Source organism: Actinomadura rugatobispora (genome assembly GCF_042656285.1).
Taxonomy (GTDB): Bacteria; Actinomycetota; Actinomycetes; order Streptosporangiales; family Streptosporangiaceae; genus Spirillospora; species Spirillospora rugatobispora.
In genome coordinates this window covers 1-24,505 of record NZ_JBHSON010000016.1, presented here as the reverse complement: position 1 = coordinate 24,505, position 24,505 = coordinate 1, and the positions used below count along the sequence as shown (strand labels likewise).

Genomic DNA, 24,505 nt, shown 5'->3' with positions numbered 1-24,505 from the left:
GCCACCGGCGGCACGCGTCCGCTCAGGCACGCCTCCGTGCCCGAGCGGAGGCACCCGAGGGATCCAGTGAGGGAGACGACGGCGACCATGCCGAAGACCAAGACCCACAGCGGTGCCAAGAAGCGTTTCAAGCTGACCGGCTCCGGCAAGGTGATGCGCCGCCGCGCCAACCGCAACCACCTGCTCGAGCACAAGCCGTCCAAGCGCACCCGCCGGCTGGACGGCCAGGCCGTGGTGACCCCGGCCGACGCCAAGAACATCAAGAAGCTGCTGCGCAAGTAGCCGGCGCCCCAGACCCCGTACGACCGGCCGAGGCCCGGAGGCCCCGGCCCCCACGAAGGAGTTCGAAACGTGGCACGCGTGAAGCGGGCGGTCAACGCCGCCAAGAAGCGTCGGGTCGTCCTGGAGCGGTCGAGCGGCTACCGCGGACAGCGCTCGCGGCTGTACCGCAAGGCCAAGGAGCAGCAGCTCCACTCGATGACCTACGCGTTCCGGGACCGCAAGGACCGCAAGGGCCAGTTCCGCCGCCTGTGGATCCAGCGGATCAACGCCGCCGCCCGCGCCAACGGGATGACCTACAACCGGTTCATCCAGGGCCTCAAGGCCGCCGAGGTCGAGGTCGACCGGCGCATGCTGGCCGAGCTCGCCGTCAACGACGCCCCCGCCTTCGCCGCCCTGGTGAAGGTGGCCAAGGCCGCGCTGCCCGCCGAGGGCAGCCAGGCCGCCTGACCGGCGGACGGGCGATTCACCGCATGGCGGGCCGCGAGCTGACCTCTGTCCGATCACCCAGGGTGAAGGCGGCTCGGCGGCTCGCCAAACGCGCCTTCCGGCGCCGCGAGCGCCGCTTCCTCGCCGAGGGCCCCCAGGCCGTCCGGGAGGCCCTGGAGATCCCGGGCGGGCTGGCCGAACTGTTCACCACGGCCGAGGCCGAGACACGGCACGGCGACCTGGTGCAGGCCGCCGAGCGCGCCGGGGTCCCGGTGCTCCGGGTCAGCGGCGAGGTCATGGCCGAGCTGGCGCAGACCGTCACCCCCCAGGGGCTGCTGGCGGTCTGCGAGTTCGTCGACGTCCCCCTGGGCACCGCGCTGGAGACCGCCCCCCGGCTGGTCACGGTGCTGGCCCACGTCCGCGACCCGGGCAACGCGGGCACCGTCCTGCGCACGGCCGACGCCGCCGGGTCGGAGGCGGTGGTGTTCACCGACGCCTCGGTCGACCCGTACAACGGCAAGTGCGTGCGGGCCTCCGCGGGCAGCCTGTTCCACCTTCCCGTGGTCGTCGGCCCCCGCTTCGAGGAGCTGGTCGCCGACCTCAAGGGCGCCGGGCTGACCGTCCTGGCGGCCGACGGCGCCGGCAAGCGCACCCTGGACGAGGCGATCGACGACGGTCTCCTCGCCCGTCCCACGGCCTGGGTGTTCGGCAACGAGGCCTGGGGGCTGCCGGAGGAGATCCTGGCCCACGCCGACGAGGTGATCCGGGTTCCCATCTACGGCCGCGCCGAGAGCCTCAACCTCGCCACCGCCGCGGCCGTCTGTCTCTATGCCTCGGCGCGCGCCCGGCGCGCCGGCGCCTGACTCGCGGTTCCCAGGCGACACGCCGTCACCTGGGGTTTCACGCGCGGCCGCCTGTGTTCCCGCAAGGCTGGCCGCAAACGGCCGGTTCGGATCATGCTTCTCCCGTGCTGACCTGCAAGGATGAACGGACATCGGTGGGATGCGCACGGGGCGCGCGGGTGGTGGGGTCGTTCCTGAGGAGGAGCGTGATAACCGACCCGCGAGGGATCCGCGAGGCGGGCCGCGATCCCTACGGTGTTCACCAGGACGGCGACGAGGCCGTGCGATTTGGGGGCGACATGATGACCGACGATGGCAGGACCACCGGCAGGACGGGCCGCGGCGTGCAGCGGCACGCCCGGCGGGCGCCCGAGCTGCGCTGCCGCTCCGGCGGAGCACGGCCGGTCCGCGACCCCGCCTGCCCCGGCGGCGGGCTCCTCCTGGAGGTGGAGGCGGTCGAGACGCGCGGCGCCGCGGTCCTGGCCGAGGTCCGCGGGGAGATCGACCTGCAGACCGCCGACCTGCTCCGCACCCGGCTGACGGCACTGCACGCCGCCGGCCACCGCCACCTGGTGGTCGACTTCGCCGCCGTGCCGTTCTGCGACGCCGCGGGACTGGGGGCGCTGGTCGCCGTGCACAACCGCGTGTCCGCGGACGGCGGCGAGGTCCGGCTCGCCCGGGTGCGCCCCGCCCAGCGGAAGCTGCTGCGCATCACCGGCCTGCACCGGGTCTTCCCCGTCTACGAGGACGTCGAGGACGCGCTGGCGGCCCAGCCCGCCCCCACGGCCTGACCCCGCCCACCTACCCGCACCTTGGCCGCGCCTGCCCGCGGCGGCCTTCGCGCGTCTGGCGCGGGTTTCCCGCGCCCGCAGCGGTTTTCGCGTGTGCGGGGCGGCTTTCGCGTGTCTGGGGTGGCTCTTGCGTGCGCGGGGTGGCCTTCCGTGTCTGGGGTGATCTCCGTGGCTCCGGGGCGGCTCTCGCGGGGGGCGGGTGTGTTGGGGGTGGTTGTATGGGTTGCTGTGGTTTTGGGGTGCTTTGACGGGGTGCCCGGGCCGTTGGGGCTGCCGGGGGCCCGACGGTGCGTGATGGGCGGGGCGGGAGGGGGAGGCGGCTTTCCCGTACGGCCGGATCCTGGGCGGTGAGGCCACAAATGCCTAGCCGCAGGGAGTTCTGCGGGTCCCGTAAGGTGGCCGTCTCCGGCTAGAGTCTCTTCTCGACAGTCCGCGTTCTACCGCGTTCTACCGAGTCTCTACCGTGTCTGGAGGCCGTTGTGGGCGGAGACGACTCCCCGCACGCGCCTCGCCGCGTGCCCTCGCGAGAGGGCACGTCCCGCCCCGCACACGAGTCCGTACAAGAGGACATGACCGACGATCTGCCCGACGGGCTGGTGGTGGCCGACGGTGACGCCCGCGTCATCACCTTCAACGCCGCCGCCGCACGGATGACCAAGATCTCCGCCGCCTCGGCCATCGGCCGCGACTTCCGCGACGTGCTGCCGCTGCACGACGCCGAGGGCCGCGACTGGTGGAAGTGCCTGGCGCCCTACGACGGGCTGGCCACCCGCACCCGCCACCCCGAGCGGTCGCTGTTCCTGCCCGGGGGCTGCGAGCTGCTGGTCACCGCGGCCTACCGGCGGGACGAGCGGGGCCGGGTGCGGCGCTTCACGGTGTGCCTGCGCGACGCCGCCCACCGCGCCCGGCAGGAGCGCGACCGGGCCGATCTGGTCTCCACCGTCGCGCACGAGCTGCGTTCCCCGCTGACCAGCGTCAAGGGCTTCACCGCGACCCTGCTGGCGAAGTGGCACCGCTTCAACGACGACCAGAAGCGGGTGATGCTGGAGACGGTCAACGCCGACGCCGACCGGGTGACCCGGCTGATCACCGAGCTGCTGGACGTGTCCCGCATCGAGTCGGGCCGGCTGGAGATGCGCCGCCAGGTGGTCGACCTGATCGAGGAGACCCGCAAGGTCATCGCCGGCCGGATCGCGGCGGGCGACCCGGAGGACCGGTTCCGGTTCGAGTCGCGCGGCGAGTTGCCCGAGATGTGGCTGGACCCGGACAAGATCGACCAGATCCTGGGCAACCTCCTGGAAAACGCGGTGCGGCACGGCGCTGGTACTGTCACCATCGTGGTGGAACCGGACGCGCACAAGGAGGGGGCCGCCGTGTCGGTGCGCGACGAGGGCGAGGGCATCCCGCCCGAGGCCGTCCAGCGCGTGTTCCGGCAGTTCTGGCGCGGCCCCGGCGGCAACCGCCGCGGCGGTACCGGGCTCGGCCTCTACATCGTGAAGGGCCTGGTCGAGGCCCATGGCGGCACCATCACCGTGCGGCGCGCCCCCGGCGGCGGCGCCGAGTTCCGATTTACCATGCCCGCCGGCGCTCCGGACTACGCCTCCTGACCGAGGCGCCCCTCCTCCGAGCGCCCGCGCGGGCTTTCCCCCGGCACCACCGGGCCGAGCGCGCCGCGCCGACGGCCGGCCCGTCCTTTCCGGATCTTTCCCGTCCGCCCACTAGACTGCGGGCGTTCCACGCCGACCGGAGTTGTCACACCACCATGTCTGCACCCAACAAGTCCTACGACCCCGTCGAGGTGTCCGCGTTGCAGCCCGAGGAGCTCGACCGGGCCCGCGACGAGGCCCTCGCGGCCATCGCCGCCGCGTCCGATCTCGACGGGCTGAAGCAGGTCCGGCTGGCGCACGCCGGCGACCGCTCCCCGCTGGCCCTGGCCAACCGGGAGATCGGCGCGCTGCCGCCCGCCGCCCGCGCCGACGCCGGCAAGCGGATCGGGGCCGCCCGCGGCGCCGTCGCCCAGGCCCTCAAGAAGCGCCAGGCCGAGCTGGAGGAGGAGCGCGACCAGCGCGTGCTGGTCGAGGAGACCGTCGACGTCACGCTGCCGTGGGACCGCGCCCCGCGCGGCGCCCGGCACCCGCTGACGACCCTGCAGGAGCGGATGGCCGACGTCTTCGTCTCCATGGGCTTCGAGATCGCCGAGGGCCCCGAGGTCGAGGCGGGCTGGTTCAACTTCGACGCGCTCAACTTCAAGCCCGACCACCCGGCGCGCACCATGCAGGACACCTTCTTCGTGGAGTCGGAGGACGCCGACCTGGTGCTGCGCACGCACACCTCGCCGGTGCAGGTGCGCTCGCTGCTGACGCGGCCCCTCCCGGTGTACGTGGTGGTGCCCGGCCGCACCTACCGCACCGACGAGCTGGACGCCACGCACAGCCCGGTCTTCCACCAGCTGGAGGGCCTGGCGGTGGACGAGGGCCTGACCATGGCCGACCTGCGCGGCGCCATCGACGCGTTCGTCAACGGGATGTTCGGGGAAGGGCTCAGGACGCGGTTCCGGCCGTCCTACTTCCCGTTCACCGAGCCGTCGGCCGAGGTCGACATGCAGTGCTTCGTGTGCCGGGGCGCGTCGGTGGAGCCCGGCGCACCTCATTGCCGCACCTGCGGCTCGGAGGGCTGGATCGAGCTGGGCGGCTGCGGCATGGTCAACCCGCGGGTGCTGGTGGCCTGCGGCATCGACCCCGAGCGCTACAGCGGCTGGGCGTTCGGGCTGGGCGTGGAGCGCTCGCTCATGTTCCGGCACGGGGTCGAGGACATGCACGACATGGTGGAGGGCGACGTGCGCTTCGCCCTTCCGTTCGGGATGGAGATCTGATGCGCGCGCCGCTTTCGTGGCTGCGGGAGTACGTGGCGCTCCCGGCCGACGTCACCGGCCGCGAGCTGGCCGCCCGGCTGATCGACGCCGGGCTGGAGGTGGAGACGGTCGAGCAGGCCGGCGCCGACCTCACCGGCCCGCTGGTGATCGGCCGGGTGCTGGCGATCGAGGAGCTGACCGGGTTCAAGAAGCCGATCCGCTACTGCCAGGTGGACGTCGGGCGGGCCAACGGCACCGGCGAGCCGCAGAACATCATCTGCGGCGCGACCAACTTCGCGGTGGGCGACCGGGTCGTGGTGATCCTGCCCGGCGGCGAGCTGCCCGGCGGGTTCAAGATCGGTTCACGGAAGACCTACGGCAGGCTCTCCGAGGGCATGATCTGCTCGGTGCGTGAGCTGGGCATCGGGGACGACCACGACGGCATCCTGGTGCTGCCGCCCGTCCCGGACGGGGCCGAGCCGCCCGGCACCGACGCGGTCGAGCTGCTGGGCCTGCGCGACGACGTGCTCGACATCGCGGTCACCCCCGACCGGGGCTACGCGCTGTCGATCCGCGGCATCGCCCGGGAGGCCGCCATCGCCTACGGCGTGCCGTTCACCGATCCCGCGGGCGTCGATCTTCCCGCCGGCGACGCGGCGGGCGAGGCGTACCCGGCGAGCATCGCCGACCCGACCGCCTGCGACCGGTTCGTGCTGCGCGAGGTGCGCGGCTTCGACCCTGCGGCGCAGACGCCCATGCCGATGCGGGTGCGGCTGCACCGCGCCGGGATGCGCCCGGTGTCGCTGGCCGTCGACGTCACCAACTACGTGATGCTGGAGCTGGGCCAGCCGCTGCACGCCTTCGACCGGGAGAAGCTCACCGGTCCCGTCGTGGTGCGGCGCGCCGAGCCCGGCGAGCGGCTGGAGACCCTCGACCACGTGCGGCGCGAGCTGCACCCCGAGGACATCCTGATCACCGACGGGTCCGGGCCGATCTCGATGGCCGGGACGATGGGCGGCCTGACCACCGAGATCGACGAGAAGTCCGCGGACATGGTGATCGAGGCCGCGCACTTCGACGACATCGGCACCGCCCGGATGGGGCGGCGGCACCGGCTGCACAGCGAGGCGTCCTACCGGTTCGAGCGCGGGGTCGACCGCGAGCTGCCGCTGTACGCCTCGTACCGCGCGGTGCGGATGCTGGCCGAACTGGGCGGCGCGGAGATCGTTCCGGGCGTGACCCACGCGCAGGCCCCGGTGGAGCCGGGCACGGTGACGATGGCGGCCGCGCATCCCGGCCGGGTCGCGGGAGTGCCGTACGACCGGGCGGCCGTGGTGCGGCGGCTGGAGCAGGTCGGCTGCGCGGTGGCCGGGGACGACACGCTGACGGTGACGCCGCCGTCGTGGCGCCCCGACCTGACCGACCCCAACGACCTGGCCGAGGAGGTCATCCGGCTGGAGGGCTACGAGGCCATCCCGGCGCGGGCGCCGCGGCCGGTCGCCGGGCGCGGTCTCACCCCGCGGCAGCGGCTGCGCCGCCGGGTCGGCCGCGCGCTGGCCGGCGCCGGGTACGTGGAGGTGCTGAGCTTCCCGTTCGTCGCCGAGAAGGACTGGGACGCGCTGCAGTTGCCGGCCGGCGACGCGCGCCGCCGGGCGCTGCGGCTGGCCAACCCGATGTCGGAGGACGAGCCGCTGCTGCGCACCACGCTGCTGCCGGGCCTGCTGAAGGCGCTGGCCCGCAACGTGGGCCGGGGGTTCGGCGACGTGGGCGTCTACGAGACGGGCCTGGTCTTCCGGCCGCGTTCGGAGTCGCCGCTGCGGTCGCCGCGGCTTCCGGTGGACCGGGGGCCGACGGCCGAGGAGATCGCCTCGGTCGAGGCGGCGCTGCCGGACCAGCCGGAGCGGGTGGCCGTCGTCCTGGCCGGTGAGCGGGAGCCGTCCGGCTGGTGGGGCGAGGGCCGTCCGGCGGACTGGGCGGACGCGATCGAGGCCGCCCGCACGGTGGCGCGCGAGGCCGGGGTGGAGTTGACGGTGCGGGCGGACCGGCACGCGCCGTGGCATCCGGGCCGCTGCGCCGCGCTGTACGCGGGCGAGACGCTGGTGGGGCACGCGGGCGAGCTGCACCCGCGGGTGATCAAGGCGTACGGGCTGCCGGCGCGCACCTGCGCGATGGAGCTGGAGCTGCGCCGCCTCGGCGAGCCCGGGGTGGTGCGGGCGCCGCACGTGTCGCCGTACCCGATGGCCGCGCAGGACGTGGCGCTGGTCGTCGACGCGGCCGTTCCGGCGGCGGAGGTGGAGGCGGCGCTGCGCGAGGGCGCGGGAGAGCTGCTGGAGTCGATCCGGCTGTTCGACGTCTACACCGGCGAGCAGGCGGGGGAGGGGCGCAAGTCGCTGGCCTACAGCCTGCGGTTCCGGGCACCCGACCGCACGCTGACCGCCGAGGAGCTGAGCGCGTCCCGGGACGCCGCGGTGGCCGCCGCGGTGGAGCGCACCGGGGCGGTGCTCCGGAGCGGCTGACCGCCCGTCCGGCATTCAGGCGAGGGGAGCGGTCCCGGTGCGCGCGCCGCACCGGGGCCGCTCTCGCGTTTTCAACGCGACTGATGCCACTCAATAGCTCTTGTGTCGCGTTGGTCGTCCGGGTATGCTCGCTCGGTCACATCGTCGCCCGGCTGGGGAGTCCGTTGGAGAACTGAGGTCGCAGACACCGCGCGGTGGGCTTGGCCCGCGCGCGTTTCTTGACCTTGGTGGACCCTCCGTCCCGGGCTTTTCGCATGCCCGCGCGGCGGCCCGGCCCCAGATGCGCGTTCCCGCGGTGTCTCCACGTGTCCTGATCGATTCGACGCGTTCTGGAGGTCCGCGCATGTCTTCCGCATCCCCTTTCTCCGTGGTCTGCTCGGAGCTGTCGTTCTCCTGGCCGGACGGCACCGTCGTCCTGGACGGCCTGGACGCCGCGTTCGGCACCGGCCGCACCGGCCTGATCGGCGTCAACGGCTCCGGCAAGTCCACGCTGCTCAAACTGATCGCGGGCGAGCTGCGCCCGGCGTCCGGCTCGGTCGCGGTGGCCGGTGAGATCGGCCACCTGCCGCAGAACCTGCCGCTCGGCACCGCCCAAACCGTGTCCGACCTGCTCGGCGTCTCCGCCGTGCGCGCCGCGCTGCACGCGATCGAGCGCGGCGAGGCCACCGAGCAGAATTTCACCGCCGTCGGTGACGGGTGGGACGTGGAGGAACGGGCCCGCGCCGAGCTGGCCCGCCTCGGCCTCGCGTCCCTGGCCGAGGAGAAGGACGGCCTGGACCGCACCGTCGGCACCCTCTCCGGCGGAGAGGCGATCATGGTAGGGCTGGCCGGGCGGTTCCTGGCCCGTCCCGGCGTGCTGCTGCTGGACGAGCCCACCAACAACCTCGACCTGGACGCGCGCCGCCGCCTGCACGAGGCGGTGTCGTCCTGGCCCGGCGTGCTGATCGTGGTCAGCCACGACCGGGAGCTGCTGGAGCGGGTGGACGAGATCGCCGACCTGCGCGACGGCGCCGTCCGGTCCTTCGGCGGCGGTCTCACCGCCTACGAGGAGCTGCTGGCGGTCGAGCGGGAGGCGGCCGAACGGGCCGTCCGCGCCGCCGAGGGCGATCTGCGGCGGCAGAAGCGCGAGCTGGAGGAGGCCCATGTGAAGCTGGCCCGCCGGGTCCGGTACGGCAACAAGATGTTCGAGAGCAAGCGCGAGCCGAAGGTCGTCATGCAGGAGCGCAGGCGGCAGGCGCAGGTGTCGGCGGGCAAGCACCGGATCATGCACGAGGGGCGGCTGTCGGACGCCCGGGACCGGCTGGCCGAGGCGGAGGAGGCGGTCCGGGACGACGCCGAGATCCGGGTGGCGCTGCCGGCCACGCGGGTCCCGGCCGGGAGCACGGTGCTGACCGTCACCGGACTCGCCGTGCCCGCGTCCGGGCCGTCCGACTCGCCGGCGCCGGAGTCCGGGGCCGGCGCCCTGGGGGAGCTGGTCGTCCGCGGCCCGGAGCGGATCGCGCTGGTCGGGCCGAACGGCGCCGGGAAGACCACGCTGCTGCGGGCGATCCTCGGCGAGGACGGCGTGCCGGGCGCGGACGGCCTCTCGGTCAGGGTGGGCGTGGAGGGCGTCCGGTACCTGCCGCAGCGGCTGGACGTCCTGGACGACCGGCTGAGCGTGGTGGACAACGTCCGCGCGTACGCGCCGTCGGCGCCGGTCAACACCGTGCGGGCGGGGCTGGCGCGGTTCCTGTTCCGCGGCGCGCGGGCGGAGCGGAGCGCCGGGGCCCTCTCCGGAGGGGAGCGGTTCCGGGCCGTGCTGGCGGCGCTGCTGCTGGCCGAGCCCGCTCCCCGGCTGCTGATGCTGGACGAGCCGACCAACAACCTCGACATGGCCAGCGTCCGCCAGCTCGGCCAGGCCCTGGACGCCTACCAGGGCGCGCTGCTGGTGGTCAGCCACGACGTCCCCTTCCTGCGGACCATCGGGATCACACGGTGGCTCCGCCTGGACCGGGACGCCGGGCTGACCGAGGTCGACCCGATGTAGCCGCGGCGCCCGTTCAGCGGCCGAGGGCCTGGAACCAGCGGAGGGTGTCCGGCAGGCCCTTGAACACCGTCGCGTCGTGCCCGGCGTCCGGCCCGTAGTCCACGACCTGCGGGCGGGCGCCGTGCGCGCGCAGCGTGCGCGCGCAGCTGCGCGCGTTGGCGAACGCGACGTGCTCGTCCCCGCTCGCGCCGTAGATGCGGACCGGGACGCGGGGGCGCCAGTCGCAGGTGCCGTCCGCCGACCGGATCGCCCGCAGCAGCGCCCCGGACGGGTGCTCCAGCTGCCGCAGGTACCGCGGCGTCGCGAGCTCGCGGATGGTGCCGGGCAGCCGCGTGACGATCTCCTCCTCGCCGGTGGTGCCGTTGAACAGGCCCTCGACGGCCTTGTCGTGCGGGGCGTTGAACACCTGGGAGGGGGAGTCGTAGATGTGGTGCAGCCGGTTCCAGGCCACCGAGACGTAGGACAGGTAGAACACCGAGGCCCTGGGGGCGAGCGGGCCGTCCTCCGACAGGGAGGCGGGGATCTGGGCGTCGCGGATGTCGTAGGGGCCGCTGATGGGGGCGAGCGCGCCCAGGCGCAGGTGCCGGTCGGCGCCGTTCTGCAGCTCGCGGCCGAGCGCCATGGCCGCGTGCCCGCCCTGGGAGAAGCCCGTGACCAGGACGCGCGGGTTCAGGACGCGGCCGTGCGAGGCGGCGACGGCGCGGGCGGCGCGCAGCATGTCCAGGGACGCCGAGGCTTCGGACGCGGCGTCCATGTAGGGGTGGTGCCCGGGGCCGAGGCCCAGGCCGAGGTAGTCGGGGGCGACCCCGGCGTAACCCGCCGCCGCGTAGTAGATCGCCGCGACCCGGCTCTGCCCCTGCTCGTCGACGGACCCGGCCATGTCGCGGGAGGCGTGCGTGCCGTGCGCGTAGCTGACGGCGCGCAGGGTCCGGCCGGCGGTGCGGGCCGGCAGGGACACCACCCCGCTGGCGGTGGTCGGGGCGCCCGTCGCCGAGATCGTCCGGTAGACGACCCGGTAGGTGTCGACGCCGTGGCGGGGCGCGGGGGTGCCGAAATCGGGGCTGATGGCGGTGAGGTAGCGGCCCGCCTCGTCGCCGGACATGTGCGCGACGCGGGTGGCCGACACCACCGTGCCGCGCGGGTCCGCCTTCTTCCCGGGCGCGGCGGGCGGGCGTTCGGGGGAGGTGAGGGCGGCGGCCGCGGTGGGCACGGCCGTCAGGGCGAGGCCCGCGCCGAGCAGCGCGGTGCCCGCTCGCCGGGAGGCATTCCGGAAGGTGTTCTTCGTCATGCCCATGACGCTAGGAAGCGGGCCGGGCGGGCCCCATGGGCCTGAACACCCGAAGCGGGGTGTACCTGACGACACCGCCGTGGCCGCCGGGCCGGGCACACTCCGCTCTGCCGCCCGCGGCTCAGGTCAGCACGCGCTTGGTGAACGTGCGCGTCGACACCCAGGTCAGCACCGCCGTGCCGCCGATGACCGCCAGCATGAACGCCCACGTGGGCATGTGCCCGACGTCGGGCGTGAGCGCCGCCCGCAGCCCCTCGCTCACGTACACCAGGGGGTTGAACAGGCTGGCGATCTGCAGCCAGCGGATCTCGTCCAGCGCCGACCACGGGTAGTAGACGCAGCCGAGCATGGTGACCGGCAGCAGGATCACCGCGAAGAGGATCTGCGCCTTCTGCGGGTCGATCAGCGTGCCGAGCAGCAGCCCGCCCGAGGCGGCCAGCAGCGACCCGGCCACCATCATCACGATCAGCACCGCCCAACTGCTGACGTGCACCTGCGGCGCCTGGCCGTCGGCGTGGATGAACAGCACGGCGGGGAAGACCAGCAGCCCGCCGATCAGCCCCTGCAGCCCGGCCGCGGTGATCTTCTGGATGGCCAGCATCGGCACCGGCAGCGGGGCCAGCGCCCGGTCGGTGATGGAGCGCTGCCAGGTCAGCTCCATCATCAGCGGCATGATCGCCGCCATCATCGCCTGCATCAGGATCGAGGAGGCCACCAGCCCCGGCACCAGGACGGTGGTGAAGTTGGCGCCCTGCGCCGCGGCGCCGCCCGCCCCCATCGTCGCCGCACCGCCGCCGATCTTCGGCAGCACGTAGGCGAACACGAACACGAACATCAGCGGCTGGGCCAGCACGCGCAGGAACGTGGCGATGAAGTTCTTGCGCATCACCCGCACCTCGCGGGCCATCATCGCCAGGAACGTCCGCGTCACGGTCGGGCGCATCGCCGGCGGCTCCAGCAGCACCCGCCCGGCCTGCGCGACCTGCCCGGACTGTTCGTCCTGTGCGGCCTGCTCGGTGCTCATTCGCGGTACTCCCGTCCGGTCAGGGTGAGGAACACGGTCTCCAGGCTGGGCCGCAGCTGCGCGGCGTCGGTGACGCCGACCCCGGCCGCCGCGCCGATCGCCACCAGGTCGCCGAGCACGCCGTCGGCCTCGCGGGCGAACACCCGCACCTGCCGCCCGGTGATCTCGACCCTGCCGACGGCCGCGTGCTCGCGCAGCGCCGCGACGCCGTCCGGCGGCGGCCCGTCGTAGGTCACGGTGATCACGGTGTCGGCGCCCGCGGAGGACTTGAGGCCGTCCACGGTGCCGCTGGCCAGGACCTTGCCGTGGTCGACGACCGCGACCCGGTCGCAGAGCGCCTCCGCCTCCTCCATGTAGTGCGTGGTGAGGACGGTGGTCTGCCCGTCGGCCTGCAGCGTGCGCAGCACCTCCCAGAGGTTGACGCGGGTCTGCGGGTCGAGGCCGGCGGTGGGCTCGTCCAGGAACAGCACCTGCGGGCGGTGCACCAGCGCGCGGCAGATCATCAGCCGCTTGGCCTGGCCGCCCGACATCTCGAACGGGTTGCCCTTCCGCCGGTCGGTCAGGTTGAACATCTCCAGCAGCTCGTCGGCGCGGCGCCGGGCGTCCTTGCGCCCCATGCCGAAGTAGCGGCCGCGGAACTCCAGGTTCTCGAACGCGTCCAGGTCGTTGTCGAGGGTGTTGTTCTGCGACACCATCCCGATGCGGCGCTTGACCTCGACCTGGTCGCGGACGACGTCGAGCCCGCACACCTCGGCCCGTCCGGACGTGGGCACCACCAGCGTGGTGAGCATCCCGATGGTGGTCGACTTGCCGGCGCCGTTGGGGCCGAGCAGGCCGAAGAACTCGCCCTGGGCCACGTCCAGGTCGACGCCCTGCACGGCGCGAACGTCGCCGCGCGGGCTGGAGTAGGTCTTGTGCAGATCGACCGTGCGGACGGCCACGGGGCGCTCGTCGCCGCCTGCCGCGGCCGCGGCCGGGGCGGCCCCGGCCACCTTCGCCGCCGCGTCCTCGGGCGCCGTCGCGCCGGAGGACCTGGCGGTCTCCTGGGGTGGGGACACGTGCTCGGTCCTTTCGTCGTGGTCGGGTGGCCGCGTGCGGGGTCAGCGAGGCGGGGCGCAGCCCGGGATGCCGCCCCGGGCCCCGTCCTCGGGGGAGCGCGGGGGATCGTCGTCGGGGAACCGGTCGAAGCGCTCGATCAGGCGGAGCAGGAACCGGCGGACGGCCGGCTCGTCGGCCTCGTCGACCACGTCGTAGAGCTGCCAGAGGTCGTCCTGGAGGGCGTGCCCCGTCTCCGAGACCAGGCTCCGGCCCGAGTCGGTGATGTGCACCAGGACGGCGCGGCGGTCGCGCGGGTCGCGGCGGCGTTCGGCGTGGCCGTTGCGCTCCAGGGTGTCGACCACCGAGGTGACCGTCGCGGGGGTGATCATCAGGCGCTTGGCCAGCTCCCCGGCGCGCAGCCCGTTCTCCAGCATGAGCGCGCGCAGCAGGAAGAAGCCCGCCGGGCTGGCACCGTGCCGCTCCACCAGCCGGTACATGACCGGGCCGGAGAGCCGGGCGGCCGCGGCGAACAGGCGTCCGACGGGCCACTCCTCGACGGGGCCGAGGGCGCTCAGGTCGCCGAAGCCCAGGTTGGGTTCCTCCTGCATGACCCTATTCTTAGGCACCCGAAATTTAGCTGTCAAATGATTAGTTCTCGAAGTATCCTTGAGATCGACTTGAATATCCATCCAGTCTCATGCATACTCTTGCCGTTCGTTCATCGGGGAAGGGGCGGAGACCATGGGAGTCAGGGCGGCGGTCGCCGGCGCCAGCGGATACGCGGGCGGCGAGGTGCTGCGCATCCTCGCCGGCCATCCCGGATTCGAGATCGGCACGCTCACGGCCGGCTCCAACGCCGGCACCGAACTCGGCGCGCACCAGCCGCACCTGCGATCGCTGGCCGGCCGCACGCTCGCGCCGACCACGCCGGACGCCCTGGCCGGGCACGACGTGGTGTTCCTGGCGCTGCCGCACGGCCAGTCCGGGCCGCTGGCCGAGAAGCTGGGCGAGGACGTGCTGGTGGTCGACTGCGGCGCCGACTTCCGGCTCGCCGACCCCGCCGACTGGACCGACTTCTACGGCACCCCGCACGCGGGGACCTGGCCGTACGGGCTCCCCGAGCTGCCCGGCCAGCGCGAGGCCCTCGCCGGGGCCAGGCGCATCGCCGTCCCCGGCTGCTACCCGACCGCGGTCACGCTGGCGCTCTACCCCGCCTTCGCCGCCGGACTGGTCGAGCCCGACGTGGTCGTCGTCGCCGCCTCCGGCACCTCCGGCGCCGGCCGCAGCCTCAAGCCCCACCTGCTGGGCAGCGAGGTCATGGGCTCGGTCAGCGCGTACGGCGTCGGCGGCGTCCACCGGCACACCCCCGAGATGATCCAGAACCTCAGCGGGGTCGCCGGTGAGCCGGTCACCGTGTCGTTCACGCCCACGCTGGCGCCGATGAGCCGCGGCATCCTGGCCACCTGCACGGCCAAGACGCGGCCCGGCGTCACCCTGGAGACCCTGCGCGACGCCTACGGCCTGGCCTACGACGGCGAGCCGTTCGTGGGCCTCCTGCCCGAGGGGCGGTGGCCGGCCACGTCCATGACGCTCGGCGCCAACACCGCCCTCGTCCAGGTCGCCCACGACGAGCGCGCCGGCCGCGCCGTCGTGGTCGCCGCCATCGACAACCTCACCAAGGGCACCGGGGGCGGCGCCGTGCAGAGCGCCAACCTCGCCCTCGGCCTCCACGAAGAACTCGGTCTCACCACGATCGGAGTGTCCCCTTGAGCGTCACCGCCCCACAGGGGTTCCGCGCCGCCGGCGTCGTCGCCGGGCTGAAGGACAGCGGAGCCCGAGACCTGGCCCTGGTCGTCAACGACGGGCCGTCCCGCGCCGCGGCCGGCGTCTTCACCCGCAACCGTGTGAAGGCCGCCCCGGTGCTGTGGTCCGAGCAGGTCCTCAAGGGCGGCAGGGTGCGCGCGGTGGTGCTCAACTCCGGCGGCGCCAACGCCTGCACCGGCCCCGCCGGCTTCCAGGACACCCACGCCACCGCCGAGAAGGTCGCCGAGGTCCTGGACGACTCCGCCGGCGAGATCGCGGTCTGCTCCACCGGACTGATCGGGGAGCGGCTGCCGATGGACGCGCTGCTGTCCGGCGTGGACGCCGCGGGCGGCGAGCTGACGCGCGGCGACGGCGGGCTGGCCGCCGCCGACGCCATCCGCACCACCGACACCGTCGCCAAGATCGCCTTCCGGCAGGGCGCGGGCGGCTACATGATCGGCGGGATGGCCAAGGGCGCCGGCATGCTGGCCCCCTCGCTGGCCACCATGCTCTGCGTGATCACCACCGACGCCGACCTGGACGCCGCCGCCCTGGACCGGGCGCTGCGCGCCGCCACCGGCGTCACCCTGGACCGGCTGGACGCCGACGGCTGCATGTCCACCAACGACACCGTGCTGCTGCTGGCCTCCGGCGCCTCCGGCGTCACGCCCGACGAGGCCGCCTTCACCGCGCTGCTCACCGAGGTCGCCGCCGACCTGACCCGGCAGCTCCTGGTCGACGCCGAGGGCGCGTCCAAGGCGATCACCATCGAGGTCGTCGGCGCCGGCAGCGAGGACGACGCGGTCACCGTCGGCCGCTCCATCGCCCGCAACAACCTGCTCAAGTGCGCCATCCACGGCGAGGACCCCAACTGGGGCCGGGTGCTGTCGGCGGTCGGCACCACCGACGCCGTCTTCGAGCCCGCCCACCTCAACGTCGCGATCAACGGAGTGTGGGTCTGCCGGAACGGCTCGGTCGGCGACGACCGCGACAAGGTCGACCTGCGCCCCCGGGACGTGACGATCACCGTCGACCTGTCGGCGGGCCCGCACAGCGCCACCGTCTGGACGACCGACCTCACCGCCGAGTACGTCCACGAGAATTCGGCGTACAGCACATGAGCCCGGCCGAGGAGCGGAGCGACGGGGTGAGCACGGTCTCCGGGGCGCGGATGCGCAAGAACCGGGCCGGGGTCCTGGAGAAGGCCGGGACGCTGGTCGAGGCGCTGCCCTGGCTGCAGCGGTTCCACGGCACCACCGTCGTGATCAAGTACGGCGGGCACGCGATGACCGACGAGGCGCTGCGCGCCTCGTTCGCCGACGACATCGTGTTCCTGCGCTACGCGGGGCTGCGCCCGGTGATCGTGCACGGCGGCGGCCCGCAGATCAACGCCGCGCTGGACCGGGCCGGGATCGAGTCCAGCTTCACCGCCGGGCTGCGGGTGACCACCCCCGAGGCGATGGAGGTCGTCCGGATGGTGCTGGTCGGCCAGGTCAACCGGGACGTGGTCGGGCTGGTCAACCGGCACGGCGCGTTCGCGGTGGGGATGTCGGGCGAGGACGCCAACCTGTTCACCGCCGAGCGCAAGCACGCCGTGGTGGACGGCGAGCCGGTCGACATCGGCCAGGTCGGGGAGATCGTCGAGGTGCAGGTCGGCGCGGTCCGCGCGCTGCTGGACGACGGCCGGATCCCGGTGGTCTCCAGCGTGGCGCGCGGCGACGACGGCCAGATCTACAACGTCAACGCCGACACCGCCGCGGCCGCGCTGGCGGTGGCGCTGGACGCCGAGAAGCTGGTGGTGCTCACCGACGTGGAGGGCCTGTACGCCGACTGGCCCGCCAGCGACGACGTGATCGACGGCCTCACCACCGACGAGCTGGCGGGGCTGCTGCCCGAGCTGTCGTCGGGGATGGTGCCCAAGATGGAGGCCTGCCTGCACGCGGTGCGGGGCGGGGTCCCGCAGGCGCACGTGCTGGACGGCCGGGTGCCGCACTCGCTGCTGCTGGAGATCTTCACCGACGAGGGCGTCGGGACGATGGTGCTGCCCAGCGTGCCGGGCGCCGCCGCCGTCCCGGCCGGGGCCGCGGGGACGGCGAGCGGAGCGGAGGACACGCCATGACCGGGACGAACGGCACGAACACCACGAACACCACGAGCGCGAACGACGATCTCAGGGCGCGGTTCGGGGCGGCGTTCATGCCCAACTACGGCGTCCCGCCGCTGGCGCTGGCGCGCGGCGAGGGCAGCCGGGTGTGGGACGTCGACGGCAACGTCTACCTCGACCTGATCTCCGGCATCGCCGTCAGCAGCCTCGGGCACGGCCACCCGGCCCTGGTCGAGGCGGTGTCCGCGCAGGTCGCGCGCCTCGCCCACACCTCCAACCTCTTCCTGCACGAGCCCGAGGTGCTGCTGGCCGAGAAGCTCCTGGAGCTGCTCGGCGCCGACGCCCGGGTGTTCCTGGCCAACAGCGGCACCGAGGCCAACGAGGCCGCGCTCAAGATCGCCATCAAGTACGGCAAGACGCACGGCCGGTCCTACTTCGTCGCCGCCGAGAACGGCTTCCACGGCCGCAGCATGGGCGCGCTGGCGCTGACCGGCAAGGCCGCCATCCGCGACCCGTTCGGCCCGTACGCGCTGGACGTGCGGTTCGTCCCGTACGGGGACGCCGCGGCGCTCGAGGCCGCGGTGACCGACGAGTGCGCGGCGGTGTTCCTGGAGCCCGCGCAGGGCGAGGCCGGGGTCGTCCCGCCGCCCGAGGGCTACTTCGCCGCCGCGCGGCGGATCTGCGACGCCACCGGGGCGCTGTTCGTGGCCGACGAGATCCAGTCCGCGGTCGGCCGCACCGGGGCCTGGTTCGCCTTCCGGCACGAGCTGGGCGAGGCCGCCCCCGATGTCCTCACCCTCGCCAAGGGGCTGGGCGGCGGCCTGCCGATCGGCGCGTGCGTCGCGTTCGGCCCGCACGGGGACGTCTTCGCCAAGGGCGACCACGGCAGCACGTTCGGCGGCAACCCGGTGAGCGCCGCCGCCGCCCTCGCCGTGATCGGCACCATCGAGAAGGAGGGCCTGCTCGACCAGGTCACCGCCGTCGGGGAGCGCCTGGCCGCCGGGATCGCCGCCGTCGGCCACCCCCTGCTGGCCGCCGGGGACGCCGGCGTGCGCGGCCGCGGACTGTGGCGGGCGCTGGTGCTGACCGCCGACCGCTCCGCCGCGGTCGAGGCCGCCGCCCGCTCCGCCGGGTTCCTGGTCAACGCCCTGCAGCCGGCCGCGGTCCGGCTCGCCCCGCCCCTCATCCTCACCCCCGACCAGGCGGGGTCGTTCGTGGACGCCCTCCCGGCGATCCTCGACGCCGCCGCCGAGAAGGAGAACTGACCGATGGCCAGGCACTTCCTCCGGGACGACGATCTCACGCCCGCCGAGCAGGCCGAGGTGCTGGAGCTGGCCGCCGCCATGAAGCGCGACCGGTTCGCCCACCGGCCCCTGGAAGGCCCCCGGACGGTGGCGGTGCTGTTCGACAAGCCGTCCACCCGCACCCGGATCTCCTTCGCCACCGGCATCGCCGAGCTCGGCGGCCACGCCCTGGTCCTGGACGCCGGCACCAGCCAGCTCGGCCGCGGGGAGAGCATCTCCGACACCGCCCGGGTCCTGGAACGGCAGGCCGGCGCGATCGTGTGGCGGACCGCGGGGCAGGAGCGGATCGAGGAGATGGCCGCGGGCACGACCGTCCCGGTGATCAACGCCCTCACCGACGAGTTCCACCCCTGCCAGGTCCTCGCCGACCTGCAGACGGTCCGGGAGTCCAAGGGAGCCCTCGCCGGGCTGACCCTCGCCTACTTCGGCGACGGCGCCAACAACATGGCCCACTCCTACCTGCTGGGCGGCGCCACCGCCGGGATGCACGTGCGGATCGGCGCCCCCGAGTCGCTGCCGCCCGACGCCGCGGTCGTGGCCCGCGCCGCGGAGATCGCCGCGTCCACCGGCGGGTCCGTGACCGTCACCGCCGACGCCAAGCGGGCCGCCGCCGGCGCCGACGTGCTGGCCACCGACACCTGGGTGTCGATGGGGCAGGAGGGCAAGGACACCTCGCTGTACGAGCCGTACGCCGTCGACGAGGCGCTGCTGGCCCAGGCGGACGACGACGCGATCGTGCTGCACTGCCTGCCCGCCTACCGCGGCAAGGAGATCGCCGCCGCCGTCCTCGACGGCCCCCGCAGCGTGGTCTGGGACGAGGCGGAGAACCGGCTGCACGCGCAGAAGGCGCTGATCGCCTGGCTGCTGGAGCGCTCGGCGGGCGGCGCGCGATGACGATCCCGATGACCAAGACCGCGCGCCAGGCCAAGGTCGTCGATCTGCTGTCCCGCAACCACGTCCACTCCCAGGCGGAGCTGGCCAAGCTGCTGGCCGACGAGGGCGTCGAGGTCACCCAGGCGACGCTGTCGCGCGACCTCGTGGAGATCGGCGCGGTCCGGCTCCGCGGCGACGACGGCAGCCTGATCTACGCCGTCCCGGGGGAGGGCGGCGACCGGATCCGGCGCGCCCGCACCGGAGGCGACGCCGAGTCGTTCACCGGCCGGCTCGGCCGGCTGGCCGCCGAACTCCTGGTCTCCGCCGAGGCGTCGGCCAACCTGGTCATGGTGCGGACCCCGCCGGGCGCCGCCCAGTACCTGGCCTCGGCCATCGACCACGCCGAGTGGCCCTCGGTCCTCGGCACGGTCGCCGGCGACGACTCCATCCTCGTGATCGCGCGCAGCCCGGACGGCGGCGAGGAACTGGCCCAGGCGCTGCTGAAGCTGGCCGCCGGGCGGGAACGGCGCGGCTGACCGGCCCTCGGGGCCGGGCTCGCGGCCGTGCGTTGATGCCGGATGCCCGGGTGGCAGTACGGTTGGACGGGCACCTGCGCGCCCGGGCCGAGCCGGACTCCGGAGACAGCAGGAGACCCCGGCGCCCGCGCGGTGACGCGGCACCGAGGAACAAACCCCTAGCGGTGGGAAAGAGGATTTTCGTGACGAAGGCACCGACGCGACTGTGGGGCGGCCGGTTCGAGGGCGGGCCGTCGGACGCGCTCGCGCGGCTCTCGGTGAGCGTCCAGTTCGACTGGCGGCTCGCCCCGTACGACCTGATGGGCTCGCGCGCGCACGCCCGCGTGCTCAACCGGGCGGGGCTGCTCACCGGCGACGAGCTCGAGCGCATGCTCGGTGCCCTCGACGACCTGGAGACGGCCTGCCGCAACGGCGAGTTCCGTCCCACCGTCGCCGACGAGGACGTGCACACCGCGCTGGAGCGCGGCCTGCTGGAACGCCTCGGCGCCCTCGGCGGCAAGCTGCGCGCCGGCCGCAGCCGCAACGACCAGGTCGCCACCGACCTGCGGCTCTACCTGCGCGACCACGTCCGGCAGATCGTCAGCCGGCTGGTCGAGTTGGAGACCGCGCTGATCACCCAGGCCGAGCACAACATGGGCGTCGCCGCCCCCGGCATGACCCACCTCCAGCACGCCCAGCCCGTGCTGTTCTCCCACCAGCTGCTGGCGCACGTTCAGCCGCTCACCCGCGACATCGACCGGCTGCGCGACTGGGACCGCCGCGCCGCGGTCTCCCCGCTCGGCTCGGGCGCCCTGGCCGGCTCGTCGCTGCCGCTGGACCCGCAGGCCACCGCCGCCGAGCTCGGCTTCGACGCGGCCGCCCCCAACTCCATGGACGCCGTCGCCGACCGCGACTTCGTCGCCGAGTTCCTCTTCGCCGCCGCGCTCACCGGCGTCCACCTCTCCCGCCTGGGCGAGGAGATCTGCCTGTGGGCCTCGCAGGAGTTCCGGTGGATCGAGATGGACGACACCTACGCCACCGGGTCGTCGATCATGCCGCAGAAGAAGAACCCCGACGTCGCCGAGCTGGCCCGCGGCAAGGCCGGCCGCCTCATCGGCCACCTGGTCGGCCTCCTGACCACCCTCAAGGGCCTGCCGCTGACCTACAACCGCGACCTGCAGGAGGACAAGGAGGGCGCCTTCGACGCCGTCGAGACGCTGCTGCTCGTGCTCCCCGCCATGTCCGGCCTGATCGCGACCATGCGGGTCAACACCGAGCGCCTGGAGTCCTCGGCCCCCGACGGCTTCGCCCTGGCCACCGACCTGGCCGAGCTGCTGGTCCGGCGCGGCGTCGCCTTCCGCGACGCGCACGAGGTCGTCGGCCACCTGGTCGTCTGGTGCCAGGTCAACGACAAGGACTTCGACGACCTCACCGACGAGGAGCTGGTCAAGGTGTCCCCGCACCTGACCCCGGACGTCCGCGAGGTTTTCAACGTCCAGGGCGCCCTGGCCAGCCGCAAGGCGCACGGCGGCACCGCCCCCGACCGCGTCCGCGACCAGCTGGCCTCGCTGCGCGCCCTCGTCGACGGCCACGCCGCCTGGGCCGCGGGCTCGGACGGCACCGACACCGACTCCTGACCCCTCCTGGACGCGACCCGCACGATGGCACCCACACAACCCCCCGGGGGGCCCGAGGTCTCCGCCCAGGCCCTCACCCGCGAACCGCTGCCCAGGGAGTTCTTCGACCGGCCCGTGGAGGAGGTCGCCCCGGACCTGCTCGGGCACGTCCTCGTCCACGGCGACGTCGCGCTGCGCCTCACCGAGGTCGAGGCGTACGCGGGCATGCTCGACCCCGCCTCGCACGCGTACCGCGGGCTCACGCCCCGTACGGCGGTGATGTTCGGGCCTCCGGGGCACGCCTACGTGTACTTCACCTACGGCATGCACTTCTGCGTGAACCTGGTCTGCGGCGAGGACGGCACGGCCTCGGCCGTCCTGCTGCGCGCCGGCGGGATCGTCGCCGGGATGGGCACCGCCAGGGAACGCCGCCCGAACTCCACCGAACGCGACCTGGCCCGCGGCCCCGCACGGCTGTGCACCGCCCTGGGCATCGGGCGCGACCAGAACGGCTCGGACGTGTGCTCCCCGGACCGCCCGCTGAAGATCACGGCGGGGGAGCCGGCCGACCCGTCCCGGATCAGGTCAGGACCCCGCACCGGCGTGAACGGGGGCAAGGAGACGCCCTGGCGCTTCTGGATCGACGGCGACCCCACCGTCTCCCCGTACCGCGCCCACGTCCCGCGCAAGCGGAAACCGACCGCATGACCCCCGGACTGGAAGAGGAGGGCGCAATGCCCCGCAAAGCGGCCCGCGGGAGCTCCCGCGGGATCGCCCTGGCCGCCTCCCTCGTGCCGGCCGTGGTCATCCTCGCGGTCCTCTTCCTGGACCTGACGCTGCAGCGCACGACCACGCTGAAGCAGCTGCAGCAACCGTCGACCATCCAGTACCCGGACGAGTCGCAGCACTACATAGGCTTGCAGGAAGGACGCAGCCTGATCTTCGGCCGGGTCGTGGAGCACCAGATCTACGCCGGACGCGACTCGGGCCTGGGGTACGGGCACTTCGTGGAGATCGAACTCCCGGTCGGAGACCGGCCCGTGCTCAAGGACGCCGTCTGGGAACCCGCCGGCGTCCGGGCCCGGTTCGCCTCGGGACACGAACTCTTCGTGCCCGCCCGCTCTTTCATGTATGGCCGCTGAAAACCGTTACGGTGAACGGCGGCCCATCAGGCAACCTGGTAGACGTACCACCGGCAATGCTGGAACGAGGGAGAACGTGACCGACATCCTCGACGATCTCGCGTGGCGCGAACTGATCGCGCAGTCCACCGATCTGGACGAACTGCGGGCACTGCTCGCCGCGGGGCCGGTCACGCTCTATTGCGGATTCGACCCGACCGCGCCGTCGCTGCACCTGGGCAACCTCATCCAGATCCTGCTGCTGCGCCGCTTCCAGCAGGCCGGGCACCGTCCCATCGGCCTGGTCGGCGGCGCCACCGGACTGATCGGCGACCCCAGCGGCAAGAGCGCCGAGCGGGTCCTGAACTCCGAGGAGACCGTCGCCGGCTGGGTCCGGCGGATCCACGGGCAGATCTCCCGGTTCCTGGACTTCGGCGACGCCCCCGAATCGGCCACCATGGTCAGCAACCTCGACTGGACCGGCGGGCTGTCGGTCATCGAGTTCCTGCGCGACATCGGCAAGCACTTCCCGGTCAACCGCATGCTGGCGCGCGAGACGGTGAAGACCCGCCTCGAGACCGGGCTGAGCTACACCGAGTTCAGCTACGTGCTGCTGCAGTCGATGGACTACCTGGAACTGCACCGGCGGTACGGCTGCCTGCTCCAGACCGGCGGCAGCGACCAGTGGGGCAACCTCACCGCGGGCGTCGACCTGATCCGCCGGGTGGAGGGGGCGTCCGCGCACGCCCTCACCACCCCGCTGCTCACCAAGGCCGACGGCAGCAAGTTCGGCAAGACCGCCGGCGGCGAGACCTACTGGCTCGACCCCGAGCTGACCTCGCCGTACGCGTTCTACCAGTTCTGGTTCAACGCCGACGACCGCGACGTGGAGAAGTTCCTCAAGGTGTTCTCCTTCCGCTCGCGGGAGGAGATCGAGGACCTGGTCAAGCAGGGCGGCGACCGTCCGGCCGCGCGCATCCCGCAGCGGGCGCTCGCGGAGGAGATGACCACGCTCGTCCACGGCGCCGACGAGACCGACCGCGCCGTCGCGGCGTCCCGCGCCCTCTTCGGCCAGGGGGCTCTGGAGGAGCTGGACGAGCGGACCCTCCGGTCGGCGCTGGCCGAGGTCCCCCGCGTGGAGATCCCGACGGGCGAGCTGCCGCCCGTGGCCGACCTGCTGGCGTCGTCCGGGCTGTGCAAGAGCAAGTCGGAGGCGCGGCGCGCGATCGCCCAGGGCGGCGCGTACCTGAACAACACCAAGGTCGCCGCCGAGGACGCCGTGCCGTCCGCGGACGACCTGCTGCACGGCCGCTTCCTCGTCCTGAGGCGGGGCAAGCGCAACGTGGGCGGCGTAGAGGTCAAGCGAGACTGACCTCCACGCGGCCATGAGGCACAAGGAGCCCGGGTCCCGGTCCGTTCGCTGACGCGGGGCCCGGGCTCCTGCCGTGCGGCCGTGGACGCGCGTCTGGGCGTCCACCTGCGCGGAAGCGCGCCGACCTCGGACGGCCGGCACGGAAAAGCTCGGTAGATTCACGTCACAGTGCGGTCACGGGACGGGTGTTACGGGCATGTTCCAACGCCTGAAAACGCCCTGTCACCTGGGGTTTCAGGTCCTCCGATCCCCGATTTGACGCTGTTGCGGGACCGACCTAATGTTCTACCTGCCCCAAGGGGAGCGGGACGCCGACAGGCGGCTGGCCCGAGGGGAACCTCCCAGACCGCAGGCGTGAAGATTCTTCACGTCCTTCGGACCTGGGAGGTACACCGAACCGGACGAAGTTTGACAAATCGGTCGAGTCGGGTAGGGTAGAAGGGTTGCCCCGGAGGACGGGCTCGCGAGAGTGGGCGCGAACGCGGTGGGTGTCCGTTTCTTGAGAACTCAACAGCGTGTTAAAAGCCAGTGCCTTTATAGGTCCGGCCGTTTAGGTCGGACCACCCCGTGGCCGCGGTCCCTTCTTGTGAGGGTTCGTGGTGGGGATTTCTTTGAGGCAGTGCACCGGCCCGTGTACGGGTTGGTGTTTTGCTGGGATTTTTTCCTGAGGTTTGGCGGCTTTTCGGAGTCGTCGTTCGGACCTTGATGGAGAG

Annotated in this window: 22 protein-coding genes; 18 read left to right on the top strand and 4 right to left on the bottom strand. The window is 73.3% G+C overall.

The window, feature by feature from the left end; genetic code table 11:
• The first annotated feature begins 87 nt into the window (after positions 1-87).
• The 8 genes from rpmI (at position 88) to ACFPZN_RS13720 (ending at position 9,734) form a co-directional block, all read left to right on the top strand.
• On the top strand, positions 88-282 hold the full coding sequence (rpmI, locus tag ACFPZN_RS13755) for a 50S ribosomal protein L35 (RefSeq protein ID WP_378282304.1): 195 nt from the start codon (positions 88-90) through the stop codon (positions 280-282).
• 69 nt (positions 283-351) lie between these two features.
• Positions 352-729 carry a 50S ribosomal protein L20 gene (gene rplT, locus ACFPZN_RS13750; protein WP_378282303.1) on the top strand — a complete coding sequence of 126 codons (378 nt, stop codon included), beginning with the start codon at positions 352-354 and terminating at the stop codon, positions 727-729.
• A gap of 23 nt (positions 730-752) precedes the next feature.
• A complete protein-coding gene (locus ACFPZN_RS13745; RefSeq protein WP_378282302.1) occupies positions 753-1,571 on the top strand; it encodes a TrmH family RNA methyltransferase in 819 nt (272 codons plus the stop codon).
• Positions 1,572-1,756: 185 nt separating this feature from the next.
• Positions 1,757-2,341: an STAS domain-containing protein gene (locus ACFPZN_RS13740; protein ID WP_378282301.1), complete on the top strand. Its 585-nt coding sequence runs from the start codon at positions 1,757-1,759 to the stop codon at positions 2,339-2,341.
• A 569-nt stretch (positions 2,342-2,910) separates the two neighbouring features.
• The gene (locus tag ACFPZN_RS13735; protein ID WP_378282300.1) at positions 2,911-3,948 is read left to right on the top strand and encodes a sensor histidine kinase; all 1,038 of its coding nucleotides are present in this window, start codon (positions 2,911-2,913) and stop codon (positions 3,946-3,948) included.
• Between the two features lie 155 nt (positions 3,949-4,103).
• On the top strand, positions 4,104-5,213 hold the full coding sequence (gene pheS, locus ACFPZN_RS13730) for a phenylalanine--tRNA ligase subunit alpha (protein WP_378282299.1): 1,110 nt from the start codon (positions 4,104-4,106) through the stop codon (positions 5,211-5,213).
• Complete coding sequence (pheT, locus tag ACFPZN_RS13725; RefSeq protein ID WP_378282298.1) at positions 5,213-7,708, top strand: phenylalanine--tRNA ligase subunit beta; 2,496 nt, start codon at positions 5,213-5,215, stop codon at positions 7,706-7,708. Before pheS ends, pheT begins: the two co-directional genes overlap by 1 nt.
• A 343-nt stretch (positions 7,709-8,051) precedes the next feature.
• Positions 8,052-9,734 (top strand): ABC-F family ATP-binding cassette domain-containing protein, encoded by a 1,683-nt coding sequence (locus ACFPZN_RS13720; protein ID WP_378282297.1) that lies wholly within the window; start codon positions 8,052-8,054, stop codon positions 9,732-9,734.
• 13 nt (positions 9,735-9,747) lie between these two features.
• Here the strand turns inward: ACFPZN_RS13720 and ACFPZN_RS13715 are convergent, their stop codons facing one another.
• The 4 genes from ACFPZN_RS13715 to ACFPZN_RS13700 all read right to left on the bottom strand — a co-directional run bounded on the left by ACFPZN_RS13715 (position 9,748) and on the right by ACFPZN_RS13700 (position 13,692).
• Positions 9,748-11,022 (bottom strand): dienelactone hydrolase family protein, encoded by a 1,275-nt coding sequence (locus ACFPZN_RS13715; protein ID WP_378282296.1) that lies wholly within the window; start codon positions 11,020-11,022, stop codon positions 9,748-9,750.
• Positions 11,023-11,143: 121 nt separating this feature from the next.
• Entirely contained in the window at positions 11,144-12,046 is a 903-nt protein-coding gene (locus ACFPZN_RS13710) for an ABC transporter permease (RefSeq protein WP_378282295.1), read from the bottom strand.
• A complete protein-coding gene (locus ACFPZN_RS13705; protein ID WP_378282294.1) occupies positions 12,043-13,104 on the bottom strand; it encodes an ABC transporter ATP-binding protein in 1,062 nt (353 codons plus the stop codon). The genes ACFPZN_RS13710 and ACFPZN_RS13705 overlap by 4 nt, the downstream gene beginning before the upstream one ends.
• Before the next feature lie 42 nt (positions 13,105-13,146).
• On the bottom strand, positions 13,147-13,692 hold the full coding sequence (locus ACFPZN_RS13700) for a MarR family winged helix-turn-helix transcriptional regulator (protein WP_378282293.1): 546 nt from the start codon (positions 13,690-13,692) through the stop codon (positions 13,147-13,149).
• A 133-nt stretch (positions 13,693-13,825) separates the two neighbouring features.
• Between ACFPZN_RS13700 and argC the strand changes: the two genes are divergently transcribed.
• The 10 genes from argC to tyrS all read left to right on the top strand — a co-directional run bounded on the left by argC (position 13,826) and on the right by tyrS (position 23,792).
• A complete protein-coding gene (gene argC / locus ACFPZN_RS13695; RefSeq protein WP_378282292.1) occupies positions 13,826-14,854 on the top strand; it encodes an N-acetyl-gamma-glutamyl-phosphate reductase in 1,029 nt (342 codons plus the stop codon).
• The gene (gene argJ, locus ACFPZN_RS13690; protein WP_378282291.1) at positions 14,851-16,008 is read left to right on the top strand and encodes a bifunctional glutamate N-acetyltransferase/amino-acid acetyltransferase ArgJ; all 1,158 of its coding nucleotides are present in this window, start codon (positions 14,851-14,853) and stop codon (positions 16,006-16,008) included. Before argC ends, argJ begins: the two co-directional genes overlap by 4 nt.
• A gap of 50 nt (positions 16,009-16,058) precedes the next feature.
• Positions 16,059-17,006 carry an acetylglutamate kinase gene (argB, locus tag ACFPZN_RS13685; RefSeq protein ID WP_378282407.1) on the top strand — a complete coding sequence of 316 codons (948 nt, stop codon included), beginning with the start codon at positions 16,059-16,061 and terminating at the stop codon, positions 17,004-17,006.
• Entirely contained in the window at positions 17,003-18,256 is a 1,254-nt protein-coding gene (locus ACFPZN_RS13680; RefSeq protein ID WP_378282290.1) for an acetylornithine transaminase, read from the top strand. The genes argB and ACFPZN_RS13680 overlap by 4 nt, the downstream gene beginning before the upstream one ends.
• A 3-nt stretch (positions 18,257-18,259) precedes the next feature.
• A complete protein-coding gene (argF, locus tag ACFPZN_RS13675; RefSeq protein ID WP_378282289.1) occupies positions 18,260-19,189 on the top strand; it encodes an ornithine carbamoyltransferase in 930 nt (309 codons plus the stop codon).
• Positions 19,190-19,197: 8 nt separating this feature from the next.
• On the top strand, positions 19,198-19,704 hold the full coding sequence (locus ACFPZN_RS13670; RefSeq protein WP_378282288.1) for an arginine repressor: 507 nt from the start codon (positions 19,198-19,200) through the stop codon (positions 19,702-19,704).
• 182 nt (positions 19,705-19,886) lie between these two features.
• The gene (gene argH / locus ACFPZN_RS13665) at positions 19,887-21,320 is read left to right on the top strand and encodes an argininosuccinate lyase (RefSeq protein ID WP_378282287.1); all 1,434 of its coding nucleotides are present in this window, start codon (positions 19,887-19,889) and stop codon (positions 21,318-21,320) included.
• A gap of 24 nt (positions 21,321-21,344) precedes the next feature.
• Positions 21,345-22,007: a DNA-3-methyladenine glycosylase gene (locus tag ACFPZN_RS13660; protein WP_378282286.1), complete on the top strand. Its 663-nt coding sequence runs from the start codon at positions 21,345-21,347 to the stop codon at positions 22,005-22,007.
• Between the two features lie 26 nt (positions 22,008-22,033).
• The gene (locus tag ACFPZN_RS13655; protein WP_378282285.1) at positions 22,034-22,441 is read left to right on the top strand and encodes a hypothetical protein; all 408 of its coding nucleotides are present in this window, start codon (positions 22,034-22,036) and stop codon (positions 22,439-22,441) included.
• Positions 22,442-22,517: 76 nt separating this feature from the next.
• Entirely contained in the window at positions 22,518-23,792 is a 1,275-nt protein-coding gene (gene tyrS / locus ACFPZN_RS13650; protein ID WP_378282284.1) for a tyrosine--tRNA ligase, read from the top strand.
• The last annotated feature ends 713 nt before the right edge of the window (positions 23,793-24,505 follow it).